Annotated in this window: 8 protein-coding genes; all 8 read left to right on the plus strand. The window is 45.7% G+C overall.

Annotation, left to right across the window (positions count from 1 at the left end; genetic code table 11):
* Nucleotides 1-26 precede the first annotated feature (26 nt).
* The 8 genes from CJF29_RS17675 to CJF29_RS17710 all read left to right on the plus strand — a co-directional run bounded on the left by CJF29_RS17675 (nt 27) and on the right by CJF29_RS17710 (nt 20,999).
* Entirely contained in the window at nt 27-2,288 is a 2,262-nt protein-coding gene (locus CJF29_RS17675; RefSeq protein ID WP_099146051.1) for a GH92 family glycosyl hydrolase, read from the plus strand.
* A 198-nt stretch (nt 2,289-2,486) separates the two neighbouring features.
* The gene (locus CJF29_RS17680; RefSeq protein WP_099146050.1) at nt 2,487-5,069 is read left to right on the plus strand and encodes a hypothetical protein; all 2,583 of its coding nucleotides are present in this window, start codon (nt 2,487-2,489) and stop codon (nt 5,067-5,069) included.
* A 449-nt stretch (nt 5,070-5,518) separates the two neighbouring features.
* Nucleotides 5,519-8,797: a SusC/RagA family TonB-linked outer membrane protein gene (locus CJF29_RS17685; RefSeq protein WP_004307108.1), complete on the plus strand. Its 3,279-nt coding sequence runs from the start codon at nt 5,519-5,521 to the stop codon at nt 8,795-8,797.
* A gap of 11 nt (nt 8,798-8,808) precedes the next feature.
* Nucleotides 8,809-10,797, plus strand: a complete 1,989-nt coding sequence (locus CJF29_RS17690) for a SusD/RagB family nutrient-binding outer membrane lipoprotein (RefSeq protein WP_099146073.1) — start codon at nt 8,809-8,811, stop codon at nt 10,795-10,797.
* Nucleotides 10,798-10,819: 22 nt separating this feature from the next.
* Entirely contained in the window at nt 10,820-12,181 is a 1,362-nt protein-coding gene (locus tag CJF29_RS17695) for a glycoside hydrolase family 99-like domain-containing protein (RefSeq protein ID WP_004307110.1), read from the plus strand.
* Nucleotides 12,182-12,211: 30 nt separating this feature from the next.
* Complete coding sequence (locus CJF29_RS17700; RefSeq protein WP_074637803.1) at nt 12,212-14,041, plus strand: DUF5010 domain-containing protein; 1,830 nt, start codon at nt 12,212-12,214, stop codon at nt 14,039-14,041.
* A gap of 44 nt (nt 14,042-14,085) precedes the next feature.
* Nucleotides 14,086-16,794, plus strand: coding sequence for a hypothetical protein (locus CJF29_RS17705; RefSeq protein WP_176553102.1), 2,709 nt, complete (start codon nt 14,086-14,088; stop codon nt 16,792-16,794).
* Between the two features lie 503 nt (nt 16,795-17,297).
* The gene (locus CJF29_RS17710) at nt 17,298-20,999 is read left to right on the plus strand and encodes a glycoside hydrolase family 2 TIM barrel-domain containing protein (protein ID WP_099146049.1); all 3,702 of its coding nucleotides are present in this window, start codon (nt 17,298-17,300) and stop codon (nt 20,997-20,999) included.
* Nucleotides 21,000-21,056: the final 57 nt, after the last annotated feature.

A 21,056-nucleotide genomic window follows, 5' to 3' on the forward strand; every position in this document is an offset into this window, starting at 1 on the left:
AAAAACGATTAAATATAAAAACTACCATGAAAATCTTACATTTCTGCGTTGCTATAACAATGGCTGCAATGTTAAGCGGATGCAATGGAGGGCAATCACAGACCACCAACCGGACACCGGTCGATTATGTCAATCCATACATAGGGAATATCAGCCATCTGCTAGTTCCCACATTTCCTACCATTCAATTGCCAAACAGTATGCTTCGTGTCTATCCGGAACGTGCTGATTATACCACCGAATTGTTAAACGGACTGCCATTGATTGTCACCAATCACCGGGAACGTTCCGCGTTCAACCTTAGTCCCTATCAGGGGAAAGAACTGCGGCCGATCATTACCTACAACTACGATAATGAGCACCTCACGCCTTACTCGTATGAAGTGGACCTGAACGACAACAGCATGAAGGCAGAATATGCCCTCTCCCACCAGTCGGCTCTTTACCGGATCACATTTGAAGCGGACAAACCTGCCTATATCATTGTAAACTCCCGCAATGGTTCGATCCATGTAGGAGAGAATTTCATCAGCGGACACCAGCAGTTAAGTGCCAACACCAATGTGTATGTATATATTGAACCACAAGAAAAACCGGTAAGCACCGGCATCCTGAAAGATGGAGTCATCGAAGCCAGCAAAGACAACGCAGAAGGTATCAACGCTTGTGCGGCATGGCGTTTTGCAGATGGCACAACAACAGTCAGCCTTCGTTACGGCATTTCTTTCATCAGTGAAGAACAAGCGGAGAAGAATATGCGCAATGAATTGAAAGACTACAACATCAAAAATCTGGCAAAAACAGGACGCCAAATCTGGAACGAAGCCTTGGGACGTATCAAAGTAGAAGGAGGAACCGAAGATGACAAGACTGTATTATACTCCTCCTTCTACCGTACTTTCGAACGCCCGATTTGTATGAGTGAAGCCGGTGGTCGTTACTTCAGTGCTTTTGACGGCGAAGTACACGACGACAACGGCACACCTTTCTACAACGACGACTGGATTTGGGACACCTACCGTGCTGCACACCCGCTGCGCACACTGATCGACCAGAAAAAAGAAGAAGACATCATTGCTTCCTTCCTGCTGATGGCGGAACAGATGGGAACAATGTGGATGCCTACCTTCCCCGAAGTGACAGGTGACTCACGCCGTATGAATTCCAATCATGCCGTTGCTACCATAGCCGACGCTCTCGCTAAAGGATTGAATATAGACGCGGCCAAAGCCTACGAAGCCTGCCGGAAAGGAATTGAAGAGAAAACGCTCGCTCCCTGGTCGGGAGCAGCAGCCGGCTGGCTGGACAATTTCTACCGGGAAAATGGATATATCCCTGCTCTTCGCCCGGATGAAAAGGAAACCGACCCGAACGTGCATCCTTTCGAGAAGCGCCAACCTGTTGCCGTTACACTGGGAACGAGCTACGACCAATGGTGCCTTTCCCGCATCGCCGAAATATTGGGCAAGAAAGACGAAGCCGCCCATTACCTGCAATGTTCTTACAACTACCGGAATCTCTTCAACAAAGAAACAGGCTTTTTCCACCCGAAAGATAAGGAAGGCAACTGGATAACACCATTCGACTACCGTTATGCAGGTGGCATGGGTGCCCGCGAATATTATGGAGAAAACAACGGCTGGGTGTATCGCTGGGATGTGCCTCACAATGTAGCCGACCTGATTAACCTTATGGGAGGAAAAGAGCAGTTCATCGCCAATCTCGACCGTACCTTCAGTGAACCGCTGGGACGTAGTAAATATGAATTCTATGCACAACTACCCGACCACACAGGTAACGTAGGACAGTTTTCCATGGCAAACGAACCCTCCTTGCACGTACCTTATCTCTACAACTATGCAGGCCAGCCTTGGAAAACGCAGAAACGCATCCGTCAAATGCTGAAAACATGGTTCCGCAACGACCTCATGGGTATGCCGGGAGATGAAGACGGCGGAGGTATGACCTCATTTGTAGTCTTCTCCTCACTGGGCTTTTATCCTGTCACTCCCGGAGCACCGGTCTACAATATCGGAAGTCCACTTTTCACCCATGCAGAGATAACACTCAGCAACGGTTCCGTATTTGAAATCGAGGCTCCGAATGTTTCCGAAGAAAATAAATATATCCAATCGGCTACGCTGAACGGTCAAAAATGGGAGAAACCCTGGTTTCACCATGACGACTTGAAAAATGGAGGCAAATTAGTACTGACAATGGGCAACAAACCTAATAAGACATGGGGCAGCGGAGCAAATGCCGCTCCTCCTTCTGCAGACGATAAATAGGCTCTATCCGGTTGATATGAAGATGTCGCAAAATAGAATTTTCATTTTCTACATTCTATTTTGGGACATCTTCATGTTTCATTAAACGTATGATACGTAATAGCAAACAATTGTTTCAAAGCATTGCCTTATAAATAAACTCCGTTTTTTGGGTATATCATACAGTTTTTTGTATTTTTGCACTATAAATAAAGTACTATGAGATATCAACTACAAATCTTGCTCTCCGTCCTGCTTTGCATGGTAGGCAAAGTGGACGCATCTTCTTTGTATGATTATGGACTTTCTCTTAAATCCCATTCAGTACCGGGCATAGAGAGGACAACCTTGTATTTGGACGATAACCAACCTTTCTCTATAAAAAACGATTTTATCATTTCATTTCAAATGTATGTACGCGCCAATGAGCATGACTTTGGAACCATTCTCCATCTGCATACAAACACCAACCAATTTATTCGTTTCTCATTTGTGGCAGGTGAAGAAAGACATTTTCCGGCATTGGTACTCAATGAGGGCATCATCAACATAAACAGTCCCATCGAACGGGAAAAATGGCTGGATGTCTCGTTGCACCTGCGTTTGAAAGATAATGTAATTGAAATAGATTACGACAATAAAAAAATATCAGCGATGGCTCCCTTGCAAGGAGTGAAAAGCGTAACGGCTTTGTTCGGACAGATGAAAGAATATCTTTCGGACGTAGCTCCCATCGACCTTCGCAATGTAACCATCACACAAGATGGAAAACAGATACGTGAATGGAAACTGTGGAAGCACAATGATACCGTTTGTTATGATGAAATAGAAGGAGCTGTGGCACGTGCCATCCATCCGGTATGGCTGATAGACAATCATATTGAATGGAAACTTGTTCATCAGGCTAAAATCCCGGGAAAACTGGACGTAGCTTTCAACGCTCGCGAAGCCTTATTCTATTTAGTCAGATCCCAATCAATCGATGTATTGGACGAAAACGGAACTTTGCAGAAGGAAATTGCAATACGTGGAGGCTATCCGGCGGTAGAATTCCCCAATCATCTCTTATACGATACTTTAAGCAATAAATTAGTGTCTTATTATCCCAAGAAAGGCATCACGTCCCGTTTTTCATTTGATACTGAAAGATGGAGTAATGAGATACGTAACACGGAAGAAGCCAGCAACTACAATCATGCCAGAACATTCAATCCGGCAGACTCTTCCTTCTATTTCTTCGGTGGTTATGGTTTCTACCAATATCGCAACGATCTCTACCGGATGAAGTACAGCACTAACCAAATAGAACAAGTAGAATACGAACGTCCCCTTTACCCCCGCTATTCAGCTGCAATGGCCATAGTGGGTGATGAACTATACATCTTTGGTGGTAGAGGAAATAAGTATGGCAAGCAGGAATTGAGCAGCCATTACTATTGGGGATTATGCGCCATCAATCTGAAAAACAAGCAATCACGCATAGTCTGGCAAAAGAACCAACCCCAGGAAGAAGGTACTATCATGGCCTCTACCATGTATTTCGAACCCTCGGATAGTTCTTTCTATGCTGTTTCGACAAATAAAGGGGGTGTATTATGGAAGATTTCAATGAAAGATTCTGTCTACTCGGAAGTATCCAAACCCATCTATAATGAATCAACTTATCAGGATAGTGATTTCAGCCTCTATACTTCCCCGTCTCATGGAAAATTATTCTTGGTATTAGATAAAATACTAAGCAACCATACACATGAGCTAGCAATCTACTCCATCAATATGCCCCTCGTAAACGAGGTGGAGATCCGCCAGTCAACCGCCGGAGAGAGCATCAACAACCGATGGTACCTCTATACCATTGGAATCTTACTATTACTCGTCTTAGCCGGTTTTGTACTCTATCGTTTCAAATATAACAGCAAAAATAAAAAGGCACCTGCCACGAAGAAAGGAACAGAGAAAAATGTTGCCACCACCGGCAAAGCCCAAGGCCTATCTGACGTAACAGAATCTAAAACCATACCGAAAAAAGAATGGATGCAAGAGAGTGAAACAATATTCACAGAAACAGTCAACTATTACGACCGCAGTCGTGCATCTATTTCTTTGTTGGGCTGTTTCAATGTACGCGATAAAGATGGAAACGATATCACTTCCAACTTTACTCCCCGTTTGAAGCACCTGCTCATTCTATTGATACTTTATACAGAGAAAAATGCGCAAGGTATTCTGGCTTCCAAAACAACGGAAATACTATGGCCGGACAAGGAAGAAACAGCCGCTCGTAACAACCGTAACGTAAACCTGCGCAAGCTACGAGTACTCTTGGAAAGCATCGGAGATATGGAAGTAATGATAGAAAACAATTTCCTGCGTATAAAATGGGGAACGGGTGTTTTCTGTGATTATCACACCCTGATTACCTGCACCAAACAATTCGAGCAGGAGAAAAGTGAAGAACTGTTGAACCGAATCCTGGAATTACTGCTATACGGACCTTTACTCCCCAACACGATTCTTGATTGGCTGGACGACTTTAAGGACGACTATTCCAGTTATTCCATCGACTTGCTGAAGAACTTGCTGGACATTGAAATCAGCCGGAACCATCAGGACATGATTATCCGCCTTGCCGACATCATGTTCCTGCACGATCCACTAAATGAAGAAGCATTGGCAGCCAAGTGTTCCGTGCTAGTCACACAGGGAAAGAAAGGTATTGCCCGAAACCTGTACGACCGCTTCTGCAAAGAGTATCATGACTCCATGGGTGAAACTTATAAAGTCCCATTTGCCGACTTATAACCCGGACGACAAGCTATTTTTTTAATTAAATTTTCTCTCCCTTTTCCCTGAACCACCGATAAAGTTATCAAGATTTAGAGAAAGGGGAGTTTCTTTTCATACATTCCACATCACAAACCTGAATAAACCGAGTAATATTCCTCTTTGCTCATAACTTTATTTTCACTTAATACAAAGGGTAAGCATCTGTTTGTGAAGGATTATAAGAAAAAAAAGACTTAATTCACATTTAATTGTTTTTTAATCCCCAATTAATCGCAAACACCACGCTTTTTTTATCGGTTCACAGTTCTTTTGCTGAAAATTAATCTTAAAAACATAACAGTATTATGAAGCAAGAAAGAACGCCTTAATCTAATTCGAATGATGAAACCTATAATAAAAACAGGTTCTCTCATCCGACTGATTCTTTAACTTAGTGATTATTCATAAATAAATTCATGAAAAGCATGAAACAACGATTTTCTCAGCACATGAGATACTATGAAAGAAGTCTCATTTTAATTTTAATGCTGTTCAGTGCTTCGGTAATGCAGGCGCAGAACCGGACAGTGAAAGGAACAGTATCCGATGCACAAGGTGAGCCTATTATCGGTGCTAATGTAGTGATAGTGGGTGGTACAAAAGGGGTGATAACCGATCTTGATGGTAAATACTCTATTCAAGTCCCGGAGAACGGCGCTGTGTTGAAATTCTCTTATATTGGTTTTAAAACAAAATCATTCAATGTAGTAAAAGGAAAGAATGTATTAAACGTGACCTTGGAAGAAGATGCTGTGATGCTGGAACAGACAGTGGTAACAGCGATGGACTTACGCCGCGATGAAAAATCTCTTTCTACCGCCTTCCAGAAAATGGATGTGGAAAGCATGACCGAAAACCGGGATGCCGGATTCGTAAACATGCTGGCAGGTAAAGTGGCAGGATTGCAGGTGATCTCCAATGGTGCCGCCGGTTCAGCCACCGTACGTATCCGTGGTGCCAACTCCATTTCCGGTAACAACCAGCCACTTTATGTAATCGACGGTGTACCTATTATTAATGATGTGACCGGTGGTGAAATCGACTATGGTAACCCGGCTAACAGTATTAACCCCGATGACATCGAAAACATCGTTGTTCTGAAAGGAGCCAACGCTTCCGCACTTTATGGTTCGGATGCAGCCAACGGCGCCATCCTGATTACCACCAAGAAAGCCGGTCAAAGAAGCGGACTGGGAGTTACCTACTCCACAAACGTTCAGTTCACCGAATTTTCCCAATATCCCATCTATCAAAATATATATGGTGGCGGACACATCAACCGTTTTGAAAACAACAAAGCCAACTCGTTCAATGGGGACGTCAAAGTGCCTTACGACCCGAACATGCCTTACGGCATCCAACGGATGGGCGGTTACGACAATTCCCGTTCATGGGGTATGCCGATGTTAGGTTTCCAAGTAGTAGGACGCAACGGAGAACTCAAATCCTACGTTCCTACCCCGGCAAACACCACCTCCATGTATCAGACTGCCTACTCCTGGACGAACAGTGTTTCTATAGAACGCGCCACCGAACATGTCTCCACCCGTATCGGCTTCACCAACCTGCGGAGCGATGACGTATTGGAAGGATTGAACAACCTTACCCGCAACGCTTTTAACGTGCGTTCCAACGTGAAACTGACAAAGTCGCTGGACGTCGACCTGAACGGTCGCTATACGCACGAGAATGTAAAGAACCGTTCTTACCGTAACAATTCCGACCGTAACCCTATCTATACACTTATGGATATGCCCCGCGACCTTTCCATACAGGAAATGTATCCCTGGAAAGACGAGAACGGAAAACCGACCGCCCTTCAATTCAAGAGTCCGGTGTGGATGCTGAATGAACTTTCCAACCAAGATAAGAAAGAATGGTTATTAGCGGACGTAACAGTCAACTACAAAATCACCAAAGACCTGAAACTGCGTCTGAAAGCCGCCCTCGACCTAAATATGAAAGAAGGATACGAATTTCGCAATATGTACACTCCGGGGGATGCCGACGGATTCTACAAGGAGTTTACCGAAAAATCACGCAACTATACTTACGAAGCCATGCTTTCTTACAACAAGACCTGGAAAGACTTCAACATATCCGCCAGTGTGGGTGCCAACTCGCAGGACTTCCTGTTCAAGAAACAAAACTCGGAAATCGGCACATTGGCCACTTCCGACTTTATCTCTCTCACTAACAACGGTGCTACCGTCAAATCCTGGCCGGAGTATAACGCGAAGAAAAAGCAGGCTGTCTACGGAACCGCCAGCATAGGTTACAAAGATTTCATCTACGTGGATGTAACCGGACGTAACGACTGGTCGTCTGCCCTGCCTTCCGACAACCGTTCTTATTTCTACTCCTCTTACGGTGTCAGCTTCGTACTGACGGAGTTAGTGAAGAGCATTCCTAAAGACTGGTTATCCTATGCCAAGATTCGTGGTTCTTATGCCAAGGTAGGTAACGATACCGGCTTCGACCAGTTGTTGAACGGATTCAGTTACAATACTTCTTATCTGGGAGACATGGCATGGTTTGAAAGCGAGAACAAGCGCAAGACCAACTCATTGAAACCGGAAAGCACTACATCTTTCGAGACAGGTTTGGACCTTCGTTTCCTGAAAGACCGTGCTTCCTTAAGTTTCACCTACTACAACAAGAACACCAAAAACCAAATTCTGACTTCCACCATCAACGGTGTAAGCGGCTATGGAGAAGCCTTGTTCAATGCCGGTGAAGTTAAGAACTGGGGATATGAAGTAACACTAGGTGTCGTTCCTTTCAGAAATAAAGACTGGGAATGGAAAGTGGACATCAACTGGGCTAAAAACAACTCGGAAGTGGTTTCGCTAGCCAACGGTATGGACTACATGACACTGACTACCGTACAAAACAGCGTGGAACTGCGCATTGTGAAAGGTGAGCCGCTAGTCAGCCTCTACTGCCGCGAGCCGTGGAAGACCAATGACGAAGGACAAGTGTTGGTGGGAGCCAACGGCCGTCCCTTGTCAGGTGAAGCTAAATTCCTTGCCAGCGTAGAACCGAAATGGACAGGCAGTATCCGTACTTCCCTCCGTTGGAAAGATTTGACATTCTCTGCCATGTTAGATATCCGTATGGGCGGGCACGTATGGTCGGAGACAGCTTTCCAGTCTTCCCGAAACGCGCAATCCATCATGTCACTGGGCGGACGTACCGAACACCTGTTCTCTGACTTGATTCTGAATGAAGGCGACCAGACCGGTTATCTCGGTATTCTCGACCCTAAATACGTCCCCAATGGCAAGAACAACATCTACATGGACGCTTCGCGCCCGAAAGGCATGAATATCCCCGGAGCCGTTTATGACAGTTCCGTACCGGGACTGGCGGGACAACCTTGCCAGGCTTGGATTAAGCCGATTGACTATTGGACCAACGACAGCGGTAAAAACGGCGAACTTTATTTGTACGACGCTTCTTACGTGAAACTGAAAGAAATTTCTTTAGGGTACAACATTCCCAAGAACTGGCTGAGAAAGATAGGTTTCATACAATCCATGAGAGTTTCCGCCGTAGGTAGGAACGTAGCTATTCTTCATCAGAAAACGCCGAAAGGAATTGACCCGGAAGCCACTTCTTCCATGGGAATCCAACAAGGTTTGGAACGAGGCTTCAACCTGCCAACTTCCAGTTACGGTTTCGATTTTAAAATAACTTTTTAACAGCGATGACGATGAAAAAGTACTTATATACACTATGCACTGCAGCCCTATTGGGACTGGCGACATCTTGCGTGGATAGTTTCGACGCAACCAACCAAAACCCCAACAAGCTATATTTGGATGAGATTGACATTCAGAAGATATTTCCGGGCACTATCTACAAATCCCTGGACGTATTATCCGAAATGAACTATAACTACTACGCCTACATGGCACGTTACGTAGTTTCCTGGACAAGCCCGCAAAGTTCGGACAACGTAGGCGACAGATTCTATAACTTCTACAAGAAAGTCCTGGGCGACGTAGCCATCATGGAACAAAAATATGACCGGGATACCAACGGCAACTACTGGGCGATACTGACCACTTGGAAAGCCTACCTCTACTCCGTACTGACCGGAACTTGGGGACCTATCCCTTTGGATTCTGCCTGCAAAGAGACTTACGGAAACGTATATTACTACAACAGCGAAGCCGAAGCATATATGCAAATACTCCGCTGGCTGGACCAGGCAGTGGAAACTTTCGACCCGAACGGAACGAAAATGGTGAAAGACCCGTTCTATCCGTCTGCCGGCGGTGACAGCGACATTGAAAAATGGCGCAAGTTTGCCAATACCCTGCGTCTGGACGTGGCTATCCGCATGATGAACATGAAGAAAAGCCCCGAAGCCATCTCCATGGCACGCGAGCAGATAGAAAAAGCGTTGAACGAAAACAACCGCAACTACCTGTTCAGTTCCAACAGCGACAACGCAGCCGGACGCTACGGAACCGACCCCAATGCCGACGTATCCTTATATTACAACCGTATCCTGAAAGAGTTCGACTTGGGTACGAAGCTGGAAACAGAGATAGGCGGCCTGACATACCCGGCAATGAACGAATACTTCTTCTGCTATATGCGTTCCTACAAAGATCCTCGTCTGAGCAAGTACGCGCAAACATCACGTATCAACGAGAATGGTGACTACCGTGCGGTAGTAAGAGATTCCCTATGGTCCGTAGCAGAGCAGAAATATATCCAGGTGTCCTATAGAATACCGTTCCTGCCCCGCTTCGAATTGAAACAGACTCCAACCGGATGGATTGTAGGCAAGGATGAGCATAACAACAACCTTCAGAGCCTTTACTCCACAGCTTCTGTCAGCATCGAGGGGTATACATACGCCCTGATTCATCGTGACTTCATCAAGCAGGATGCTACAGTGAAACTGCTGACATGGGCGGACGTAAACTTCATGCTCTCCGAAATCCAGTTGCGCAAAGACGAATGGGGATTGAACGTGGCATTACCGCAGAGTGCCGAACAATACTACTACAACGGCATCAGTGCTTCCATGAACGAGTATGGCGTCACCAGCGGAGTATCCGAATATATCGAACGCAACGGTATCAAATGGAACACCAACGGACTAGGATGCCGCGACTACCGTGCCTTCTATAAAGCCGACATCAACGGAAAAGGCGGTTACAAGAACAATCTGGAACAGGTATGGAAGCAACGTTACATCGCCGACTACTTCAACGGATTCGCCGGATGGACACTGGAACGCAGAACACGTGTGATGCAATATCCGCCTATCTTCTACAACGGAACTCCGAACAACTACGGAACCTATGGTGCCAACCAGTTCGACCCTGTGCCCGAACGCCTGCAATATCCTACGGACGAACGTAACTGGAACATGAACTATTATCGTGAAGCCTGCCGTATGTTGCAATCCACTTCGCTCGTACCCCGTTCCGACGGCAACTATAATGACAATTTCTTCACTCCGTTGGGTATCGGCGGTCCATACAACCAGGAAGGCTTGTACGAACGTTGGAAAGGTGGTCAGTTGATGTATAACAACGAAATGGTAGCCCATTGGTATGGCGACACAATTGAAGAGTTTGTCGAAAATGTACTCGAAGACTATCCCGAATACGCTTCCCTGCAAGGAGAAGAACGTCTGGCGGCAAGTATCAAGTGGGTACGCATAGAAGATAATAAATAATATAATAAACAGATAGACAGTTATGAAACTAATGAAATACATTACCGGATGCTCCGCAGCCTTACTACTTCTTGCAGCATGCAGCAAGGAAGAAGGTCCGAGCGTCGATGACTACTTCCTGAACTACGAGATTCCGGAAATTCCCGTCACCGAAGATTATCAGGTGGGCATCTTCTACTACAAGGGGAATGACATTACCACCAGACCGAATGGTGACGCTAATTTCACCCGTTGGGAACTTCTGACGCTGACCGACAAGGAACTGAGCACCAAGAACAACTACAACAACCTGACACCGCAAGTAATGCCCGAATCACAAAAGGACGGCTATCTGCAACCGGACGCAGGAAGCCAGAGCTATCGCATGATACCAATGGTACAGCAGCATGTAGACGACTGTATCGAAGCAGGAGCGAACTTTATAATCCTGCCCGAAGTAGGCGCTGACCTGGGCAAGGGTCCCGGTACAGAAATCAATCAGGGAGATTCACTGTTCGTCACAATGATGCTGGGACGCTCCGGCAGAGGCGGCAAACGCCTGCCGATGCCACACCTCGGTCAACCGGGAGTAGACTTCGTAGACTTGAAAACAATGAAAATAGTAATTTCGGTCAACTGGAACAACATTGTCGACCTGCCTCCTACCCTTTCTTCAAGCAACTGCATCGAAACGGCAGCCGGAAAGGTATATGACGGTGTCACCTACACCCGCCAACAACTACTGAACAATTTCTTCAGCAAAATAGGCTGTTACTTCTCCGACGACCGTTACTACAAGCTTGGTGGCACGCGCCCGGTGGTTTACATCAAGAACAAGACAGGCGAAATCTACGCGCAAGAATCCAAAGCAATGTATGATGGTATCCGCAAAGCAGTGAAAGAAGCTACCGGTTACGACATTTACATCATGGTGGAAAGTGCTGATGTATGGTGCAACCAGATGCGTTACCAATACTTCTACATGGAAGGTTGCGTAGACGCCGTAGCCAGCCGCAATATGTACGACCAGTCAGAGATGAGCCGTTCCTATATGTACCCGCAGATGATAGACCAGAACTGGAAGTACAACCGTGAAACAGCATTGCCCGCTTTCGGTGACGGCAGTATGGAGTTCGTACCTTGCGTCGGTCCGGCATGGAACAAACTGGTGCAGGACGGTCGCGGTTCCATCGGTAACACTCCGATTGTGAAGAAAGACGCCGCCACCTACCGTACCATGTGCAACGTAGCCAAGATGAATGCCGGACGTAACCGGTTAATTCTTATCGACTCCTACAACAAGTACAACTTCGACTCTTTCATCGAGCCGACAGTAGAAGGATACGGCAACGGATATGGCAGGACTTACCTGGACATCACCCGGCAGCAATTCAAGAAAAACTAAGAATGTTAACTTTTTAATGATAGAAAGAATATGAAAAATAAATATTGGAAATACATTTGTCTGCTGGGCTTGGGCGCTTTCTGCTGGACGTGCTCGGACGACAATCCGAATGACGGTCCGGACGGTCCGGGTTCTGAAGGCGGACAGGGAACGGAACAGGAAATCGTACGTTCTTACAAAATAGGTACACTGGCAGGATTCGAAGGCAACTTGCGCCAGAAGATGGACAAGCCCAGCACCGACGTTTCCACCATGCACAACCGTTCATTATTCTGCCGCTACGTTGCTTCTGCTTACCCGGAAGCACAGGACGACCAACCTTATCCCGGCCCGATTACCGAAGCCGACTGGTGGGATAACTTTGTAGAGGAAATCGCTTACAGTGGTCAGGATTATGTTGCAATGAACTGTCGCGGCGAAGCCAACAAGGACATTGACCACGGACGCCCGGACAAACTCCATGACCTGATGGCAGCTATCAAGCGCAAAGGTATGGAACACGAGTTTAAAATCGCCATCTTCGACGATACGCCTGCTTCATGGTCGGCTGCGCGCAACGCGCACAAAGGCTACGGTTATGACAACAAGCCGTTCAAGAACGGCAGCCGTGTAGAAGGTTCACACTATCCGTTACTGTTCCTCGACCCCGAAAAAGAGGATATGAAAGGTGCGGACAACGATTTCCGCAAGGAAGTGTACTACTACATCTGGGATGCCAACCTGAAACCCTCGTTCGAAAACGTACCACGCGACTACTGGTTCGAGATAGACGGACGCCCGGTTATCCTGTTCTGGAATCCTAACGGCTTCCTGCAGGACAGTTACCTTAGCGAGCTGATGAAGAAAGACCCGGCAAAATACAAAAGTACGACCGGGCTTGATGAAACAAAATCGGATGCTTACAACGGCAAGTTGAGCTATATCCTGAAGTGCATCAGCGACGATTTCAACAGTACGTTCGGCGTGCGCCCATTCCTTATCATCCAGCGCGAATGGACCGACCGCGACTTCTCATTGGTGAACTGCCCCTATCTGGACGGTATTCACAACTGGTTTGCCGTTCCCACTATGGGTATGTCAGAAGAAGTGTACAACGAGAACTTAATCTACAACACCTATATCTCCGCCTACAACTTCAAGGGTTTCAGTGTAGGCAGCGGATGCCCGGGCTTCGTGCAAGGTGACCTCGCCCGTCCGAACTGGCAGTTTATCGATGCCGACCACGGTCGCTACGCAACCAAGATGCTGGAATCGTTCTTAGCCAAAAAACCTGATCTCGTATTTCTGGAAGGATTTACCGACCTTGCCGAAAACGCAGCCTGGTGGCGCAGTTCGGATAAAATCTACTATGACTATCCCAACCAACGCATCAACCTGCTCCGCAAGTACAGCAACCGTCCTTTCCCGACCAGACAGAAATTGGAAGCGGAAGCCTGCGACTATTGTTTCAACGGTTCGGTTTCGGGCAATAAGATAGAAACGCTGTTGATGGAAACAGAAATGAACAATGCTCCCGAGCAGGGCGTGGTGAAATACTGCAACGACACGAAGTACAACGGTGGTTGGCACGCCAACCTCACTTCCGGCAGCTTGAACACATTGAGATGGAAAGAAATACCTTTCCGAACCGGAACATCCACTATCCGCTTCCGCTACTCCAGCAATAACGCAGCCAGCGTACGTTGCCAAATTGGCGACACAATGACCCAAAGCGTAAGTCTCCCTGCCACAGGCGGCGCATGGGAAGAAACCGAAGTAGCCGTTTACTCTCGTGACGCACGTGGATATGCCGACTTCAACCTGATAGTGACCGAAGGTGAGATCAGCCTGAACTATGCAGAGATTATCGCAGAGAAATAAAGAAATTAGAATAGTAAAATATGTACCAAACTAAAAATTTACCTATGATGAACAAAAGAGTATTAAACAGTTTTCTCTATGGAACACTGTTGTTTTCATTAGGAACAGGAGTTGTTTCCTGTAAGGATTACGACTCGGATATCGAAGGTCTGAACAACCGCATCACAACCGTTGAGTCCGACATGGACAGATTCAAAGAAAAGATTGAAGCTGCGTTGAATGCTAACCTGACCGTACAAAGCTGGTATCCCAGTGAAGACCAGTCGCAATATACCATCGTATTGAGCAATGGAGACGAGTTGTATGTACAGGCTTCCAATAAAGCCACCCCTTTCTACCAGTTCAAGGTGGAAGAAGGCACATGGAGATATACCAAAGACAAAGGTGCGGGCTGGTATAAAGTGTTGACATTCGGTACCGAACAGGAAATTCCCGGAACAGACAAAGACCAACTGTATTATGACAAGAGCAACGGTTATATCTACATCCAGAAAACGGAAGGACTGGTGCAAACCACTATCACCGCAGACAAGGATACACCGATTTTGGCAGAGAACAAAGAGAATAAAACACTTTCCGTCTATATATACGGCGAAAACTATATTCTTCCCGTACAAGGTGGCGGTTTCAGCGGTATCAGTTCCATTCTCTTCCAAAAACAATTCGTGTTCGAAGAAGATGAATTCCTGGAAGCAGCCAGCTACACCAATACGCAAGGCAAAGTGGTTACTGCCCATACAGCTACCGCCAAGTTCAAGATTCTACCTAAAGACATTGATTTGTCCGAAGCCGACTTCCAGTGCGCGGATATTCACGAATTGAAGCTGACACGTGCGGAAGCGCCCCAACTGTTAGTAAATACAACTAAGAAGTTAGACGAAAACGGCATCTTGAGCGTAGAGTTGACTCCAAGTAACATGACGGCTCCTTACTACGGTGCAGTACTGGAAATCACATTGGACAAGACGACTACAAGTTCCAACTACTTCGTGGTGAAACCGACTTCCTACAGTGCCAACAACGGCGTGTTCGCTTATCGTGAGACACGTACGGTTTATCAGAACTCGGAATCCTTGAAATTCGTCAGCACCGAAAGTCTAGACCTTACCAGGACAATAGGCTGGGGATTCGGTGAAAACGAAGAAGTGAAGTTTGTGGACGAACTGGGATTCAGTGAACTCGCAGTTGCAACCACTTATGAGTTGACAGAAAACCCGAACAATACATTCGAAGTTACTGATAAAGGTGTATTAACTGCCAAAGCTGCTAACAGGTCGGGTAAAGTCAGAATAACTTATACCGTTGCCGAAGAGGAATTCTCTAAAGAAGTATTGATTTACTCACAGGATGAAGCGACCGCTAAGAACGGTATCGAATTGAGAAGTACAACAGTATCGTTGAGTGACATTGAAAGTCTGTACAAAGGTACAAAAGCCTTCATTGTGCAGAATGCCCAAACAACAATGGAAAATCTTGGTGTCACTGCGTCCAAAGCATGGAAACTGGGTACTCAAGCCAATGGCGGCAATTGGGAAGCTATCCCGATGACTACCAACCTTGCAACGATTACACAAGACACTGAGTTAGCTAATGGTGAAGTATGCCTTTACTACGATGCCGCCCAAAAGACCAGTTATCTGTTGGTAGGCCCTCAAGCTGATGGCATAGAAGGCGCTAACCTGTTCGCTATGAATGATGAAGGAACAGACAAAGCTCCTTTCACTCTCAATGAGAAAGAAGTGGGATTGTATGTAGGAAATGTAGGTACGAAGTATGTAGTGGAAGCTCCGACCGCAAAAGAGGAACTGGCTATTCAAATGTATGTAAAAGCCGGTATTGACCATCCGGATACTGACCCGAATCAGAATATACGTATATTAGGCAAGAAATTGGCAATCCCTGGTGTGTATGATGAAGAACTGGGTTACCACTTCAATGAGCTGGATTTGCGCACTACCTTGTATAATTTCAAGCCTGCTGACGCTGATTTCAAAATCACATTGAATAAAGACGACCAGAATGACAAAGTAAAAGAAAAATGGGGTACTAACTTCCAATGGAATGCCGACAACTATACTTTAACATTAAGTCCGGTATGGGCTCTGTATAACTTCAACTTCAACGACAAGAAAGTGAGTGATATGACAGAAGCCAATAATGGTGTCAAACTCTCTTGGACATTCAATGCCGGTAAGGGAGAAACTACCTCTAACGGAAATGAACAGTGGTACATCAAAGACCCGGTTCGCCAGCCGGGTGAAAACACAATCTACATGGGGCTTGACAAACAGCCAAACGCAACGGGAGTCATCAGTACAGATTATGAAATCAAAGTATCTGAAATAACGGGCGACCCGGAAAAGAAGAAATTGTCAGATTTGGAAGTAGGCAAAGTGTATAAATTCGGAGACTACTTCAAGAATCACAATTTCTGGGTAAACGGTTGTTCATGGGATGTTTACGGCGGTCCTAAAAATCTTACCGGAAAGAATCTTCCTGTATTAATAAAATATGATTTTGCCACAAATAAACTTGTGATAACCGATTATGCAAAGAAATACTTTGGCAAAAGAAGGTGTGAATTAAAGTTCCAGTCACAAGGCAATGAGACTACTGCCGGTTTGGAGATTGACAGTGACGAACAGACATTCAAATTAAAGTTAGTTCCGACAACGACCAATTTTCAAATAAAGATTGATTATAATACCGACTTCTCAAATCAGAACCTGTTCTTCAGAATCGTTGAGGGGTAAATCTTAATCTCTGTACAAACCAGAGTAATGAAGATTACTCTGAATAGAGATGCTATCAAACAACCATGCCGTGAAATCGCAAGTCTGTTACAGACCTCGAATTCCGGCATGGCTCTTTTATATTTCATGTAACCTTTTACATCAAACTCACCACAAGATATTTTTTTCAATGTATACAATAAGGATTTCCACTGCATAGAATAAGAATTTTGAGTGCAGTAAACTGCAAGAGTTTATGCAGTCAGGTAGTTGTCACCTTGCTATGTGACTATTATCACCTTGTAAAGTGATAAACGTCACCTTATAAGCTGACAATTGTCACTTTATAAAGTGACTATCTATATAAAAAAGACGAGAAACCTATAAAGATACAAAATTAATCAACGAAAAACAAGAGCAGGGACAATTAAGCACATATTAAGTGTACATTAAGCGGTACTTCATTCTAATATTTATTGTCGAACCGTACTTTTATACCAAAATTATTATTAACTTGTAATATCATGAATAGAATCAGCAAAGTATTTCTGGCTTGTGCGTGCAGCGTCTTCTGCATGAACGGACAAGCACAAAGCAATGCTACATGGACAAACGACTTCTCCAATGCCGGAGAAACACTGAAAGTGGTGGGTCGGGGAATATGCAGTATTGCCGACAATGTATTCCGTTCGAAAGGCGCTTATGCCGTATTCGGTCATCCCGAATGGAAAAACTACTCCTTTTCTTTCAAAGCCCGGGCCCCTAAAAATGCCGAACAGGTGCAGATATGGGCGAGCTTCCGCAATTACAACCGTTTCGACCGTTATGTGGTAGGTATCAAAGGCGGACTGCAAGATGATCTTTACCTGATGCGCACCGGATATATGGGTACGGACGAATTTATGGGAGTCCGCCCGTTAGGTTTCCATCCTGTGCCGGGAGAGTGGTATCGTGTAAAAGTAGAAGTTTGCGGCAACCGTATCCGCATATTCCTCAACGACGAGAAACAACCGCATATTGATCTTGTAGACAAGAATGCCGACCTGGTACCATCGGGTGAAGTTGCTCTGGGTGGAGGATGGATAGAAACTGAATTTGACGACCTCACCGTTACTCCGATGGCAGACGATGCACTGAAAAACGTGAAAGTGGCAGAATATCAAAAGAAGGCCACTCCTACGGAGAAAGAAAACAAACGCCGCCAAGAACGGGCTTCCTATACTTCCGCCAAACTGGCAGCGCTCACCGGCAGCCGCACAGACATCACGCTGGATGGCAACTGGCTCTTTATGCCGGACTATCAACTGGACAACAAGGATAAGGCTGTTTCGGTACAAACGAACGACCAGGACTGGCACATCATGTCCGTTCCTAACTTTTGGACACCAATCCGTATCTGGCTGCATGGCGAAACGATGCCCTCTCCTACCGGTGCACAACCCAAAGGTGTGTCGGACACCTACTACCAACAGGAAACCGACCGCTGTGAAAACTATACATTCGATTATCGCCGGGTGAAATATGCCTGGTACCGTCAATGGCTGGAACTGCCTGCCAATGTGGAAGGCAAGAATATGACGCTGACCTTCGACGCAGTCTCCAAAATTGCCGAAATCTATATCAACGGAACATTAGCCACTTCACATCTCGGCATGTTCGGTGAAATTCAGGTAGACGGCAGCCGTTTGCTGAAACCCGGTAAGAACCTGATTACCGTAAAAGTGACACGCAAAATGGATGGAAGCGCATCGGAATCGGCAAATGCCATCGATTTCTTCTATTCTTCCGTACGTGAAAGTGAACAGGAAGATGCCAAAGTGGAAGTGAACAAAGATGCTCTGCTGAAAGAAATTCCTCATGGTTTTTATGGTGACGAACCTGCCGGAATCTGGCAACCGGTAAAACTGACGATTACCGATCCCGTAAAAGTGGAAGATGTCTTTATCAAACCGACCCTGAATGGCGCTACCTTCGATGTAACCCTAAAGAACCACGGTAGTAAAAAGAAACAGTTCGACCTTTATACGGATATCATCGACAAAGAAACCGGTGCTGTACTCTATTCGGGATTATCCATACGGAAACTGAATCTCAATGCAGATGAAGAGCGCATGGAAACCTATACGATCAGCGATTTGAAACCTCGCTTATGGACACCGCAGCATCCCAACCTGTACGATTTCAAATTCCGCCTGGTAGCAGATAAAGGAACAGAACTGGACTGTCTGACAGAGACTTCCGGATTCCGTACTTTTGAGGTGAAAGACGGACTTTTCTACCTGAACGGTAATAAATACTGGTTGCGAGGCGGAAACCACATTCCTTTCGCACTGGCACCTAATGATGAAAATCTGGCCAATACTTTCATGCAACTGATGAAAGCCGGAAACATCGACGTAACCCGTACACACACCACTCCGTGGAACAAACGCTGGATGACAGCTGCCGACCGTAACGGTATCGGTGTTTCATTCGAAGGCACATGGTCATGGTTGATGATTCATTCCACTCCAATTCCAGACCAGCGTCTGATTGAAATATGGCGTAACGAGTTCTTAGGATTGCTGAAGAAATATCGCAACCACCCTTCACTGCTCTTCTGGACAGTGAACAATGAAATGAAGTTCTATGACAATGACAGTAATCTGGAACGTGCCAAAGAGAAATACCGTATTATTTCGGATGTAGTGAAAGAGATGCGTCGCATCGACCCTACCCGTCCTATCTGCTTCGACTCCAACTATCAGGCCAAAGGCAAGGATAAGAAATTCGGCGCTGACTTTATGAGCAGCATCGACGATGGCGACATTGACGATATGCACGGTTATTACAATTGGTATGATTACTCGGTTTTCCGTTTCTTCAATGGAGAATTCCAAAAACAGTTCAAAGTAGCCGACCGTCCGCTTATCAGTCAGGAGATGTCTACGGGTTATCCCAATAACGAAACGGGACATCCTACCCGCTCCTATCAGCTCATCCACCAAAATCCTTATACACTGATCGGTTATGAGTCTTATGATTGGGCAGACCCGGCTTCATTCCTGAAAGTACAAGCATTCATCACGGGTGAACTGGCCGAAACGCTTCGTCGCTCCAACGACCAGGCTTCAGGTATTATGCACTTTGCATTGATGACATGGTTCCGTCAGACATACGATTATCAGAACATAGAACCGTACCCCACCTACTATGCTTTGAAACGGGCTTTACAACCTGTATTGGTTAGCGCAGAATTGTGGGGACGCAACTTGTACGCAGGTGAGAAACTGCCTACACGCATCTATGTGGTCAATGACCGTGAAGACGGTACGGATCTGCAACCGTCCCTGCTTCGTTGGGAAATACAAGATGAAAGCGGAAAGTGCCTGGCAAGCGGCAGTGAAAAGATTCCGGCTGTGAAACATTATGCGCGATACTATGCCGAACCTGATATTCAGTTGCCGGCCAATCTGCCTGCCGACAAGACAAAAGCCAAACTGGTATTAAAACTCACAGAGAACGGTCTGCCAATTTCTGCCAATGAATATGAGTTGTTGCTCACTAATAAAGAGTGGAATGTAGGTCAGGTAGATCCAAACAAAAAGATCGTATTGCTGGATAAAGATAACACGAAAACGGTATTTGACTTCCTGAACATCAATAATCAACCGATTTCTTCCATAAAAGAATTGCTCAACAGCAAACTGAAAGCCGACCTTTGTGTTATCTCCGGTCTGACAGCCTGCACTGACGAAGAAAAGGAGCTGATCCGTGCTTATCAGTCAAAAGGTGGAAAGCTGCTCTTCCTCAACAGTAAGGAAGCCGTCAAAGCGATATATCCTGAATATATCACGGGCTGGATTATCCCGACAGAAGGCGATATCGTAATTATGGAACGTAATGATGCTCCGGTGTTCAATGACATCGATGTATTGGAATTACGCTATTTCAACAACAATAAACGGGAAATTCCGCAAGCATGTACCGCTACTCTGAAAGTCCATCGCCACAAAAACGTGACGGAACTGGCAGGACAGATGAAAATTCACGCTTACATTGATGGTGGAAAGCCGGAAGACCGCATCGAACGAATAGAATCTATGCGTGGACTGACGATGTTACAAATAGCTGACGGAAAAGGAGAAGCAATGATCTCGACCATGTGTACGGAAAAGGCAACGACAGATCCGGTAGCTGGTAAGTTAGTAGTGAATATGATTAATTGCCTGACTACCAACAAATAGGAATAAGGTAGAAAGCAGAAATAAAAGAGAGGACAAATGTCCGAAAGGTTTTGAATG

Origin of the sequence: Bacteroides celer (assembly GCF_002632415.2) — a bacterium.
Taxonomy (GTDB): Bacteria; Bacteroidota; Bacteroidia; order Bacteroidales; family Bacteroidaceae; genus Bacteroides.

Bases quoted from the DNA above. Each gene is read 5' to 3' on its own strand.
- CJF29_RS17675 (WP_099146051.1), top strand. From the start codon at position 27: ATGAAAATCTTACATTTCTGCGTTGCTATAACAATGGCTGCAATGTTA.
- CJF29_RS17680 (WP_099146050.1), top strand. From the start codon at position 2,487: ATGAGATATCAACTACAAATCTTGCTCTCCGTCCTGCTTTGCATGGTA.
- CJF29_RS17685 (WP_004307108.1), top strand. From the start codon at position 5,519: ATGAAACAACGATTTTCTCAGCACATGAGATACTATGAAAGAAGTCTC.
- CJF29_RS17690 (WP_099146073.1), top strand. From the start codon at position 8,809: ATGAAAAAGTACTTATATACACTATGCACTGCAGCCCTATTGGGACTG.
- CJF29_RS17695 (WP_004307110.1), top strand. From the start codon at position 10,820: ATGAAACTAATGAAATACATTACCGGATGCTCCGCAGCCTTACTACTT.
- CJF29_RS17700 (WP_074637803.1), top strand. From the start codon at position 12,212: ATGAAAAATAAATATTGGAAATACATTTGTCTGCTGGGCTTGGGCGCT.
- CJF29_RS17705 (WP_176553102.1), top strand. From the start codon at position 14,086: ATGATGAACAAAAGAGTATTAAACAGTTTTCTCTATGGAACACTGTTG.
- CJF29_RS17710 (WP_099146049.1), top strand. From the start codon at position 17,298: ATGAATAGAATCAGCAAAGTATTTCTGGCTTGTGCGTGCAGCGTCTTC.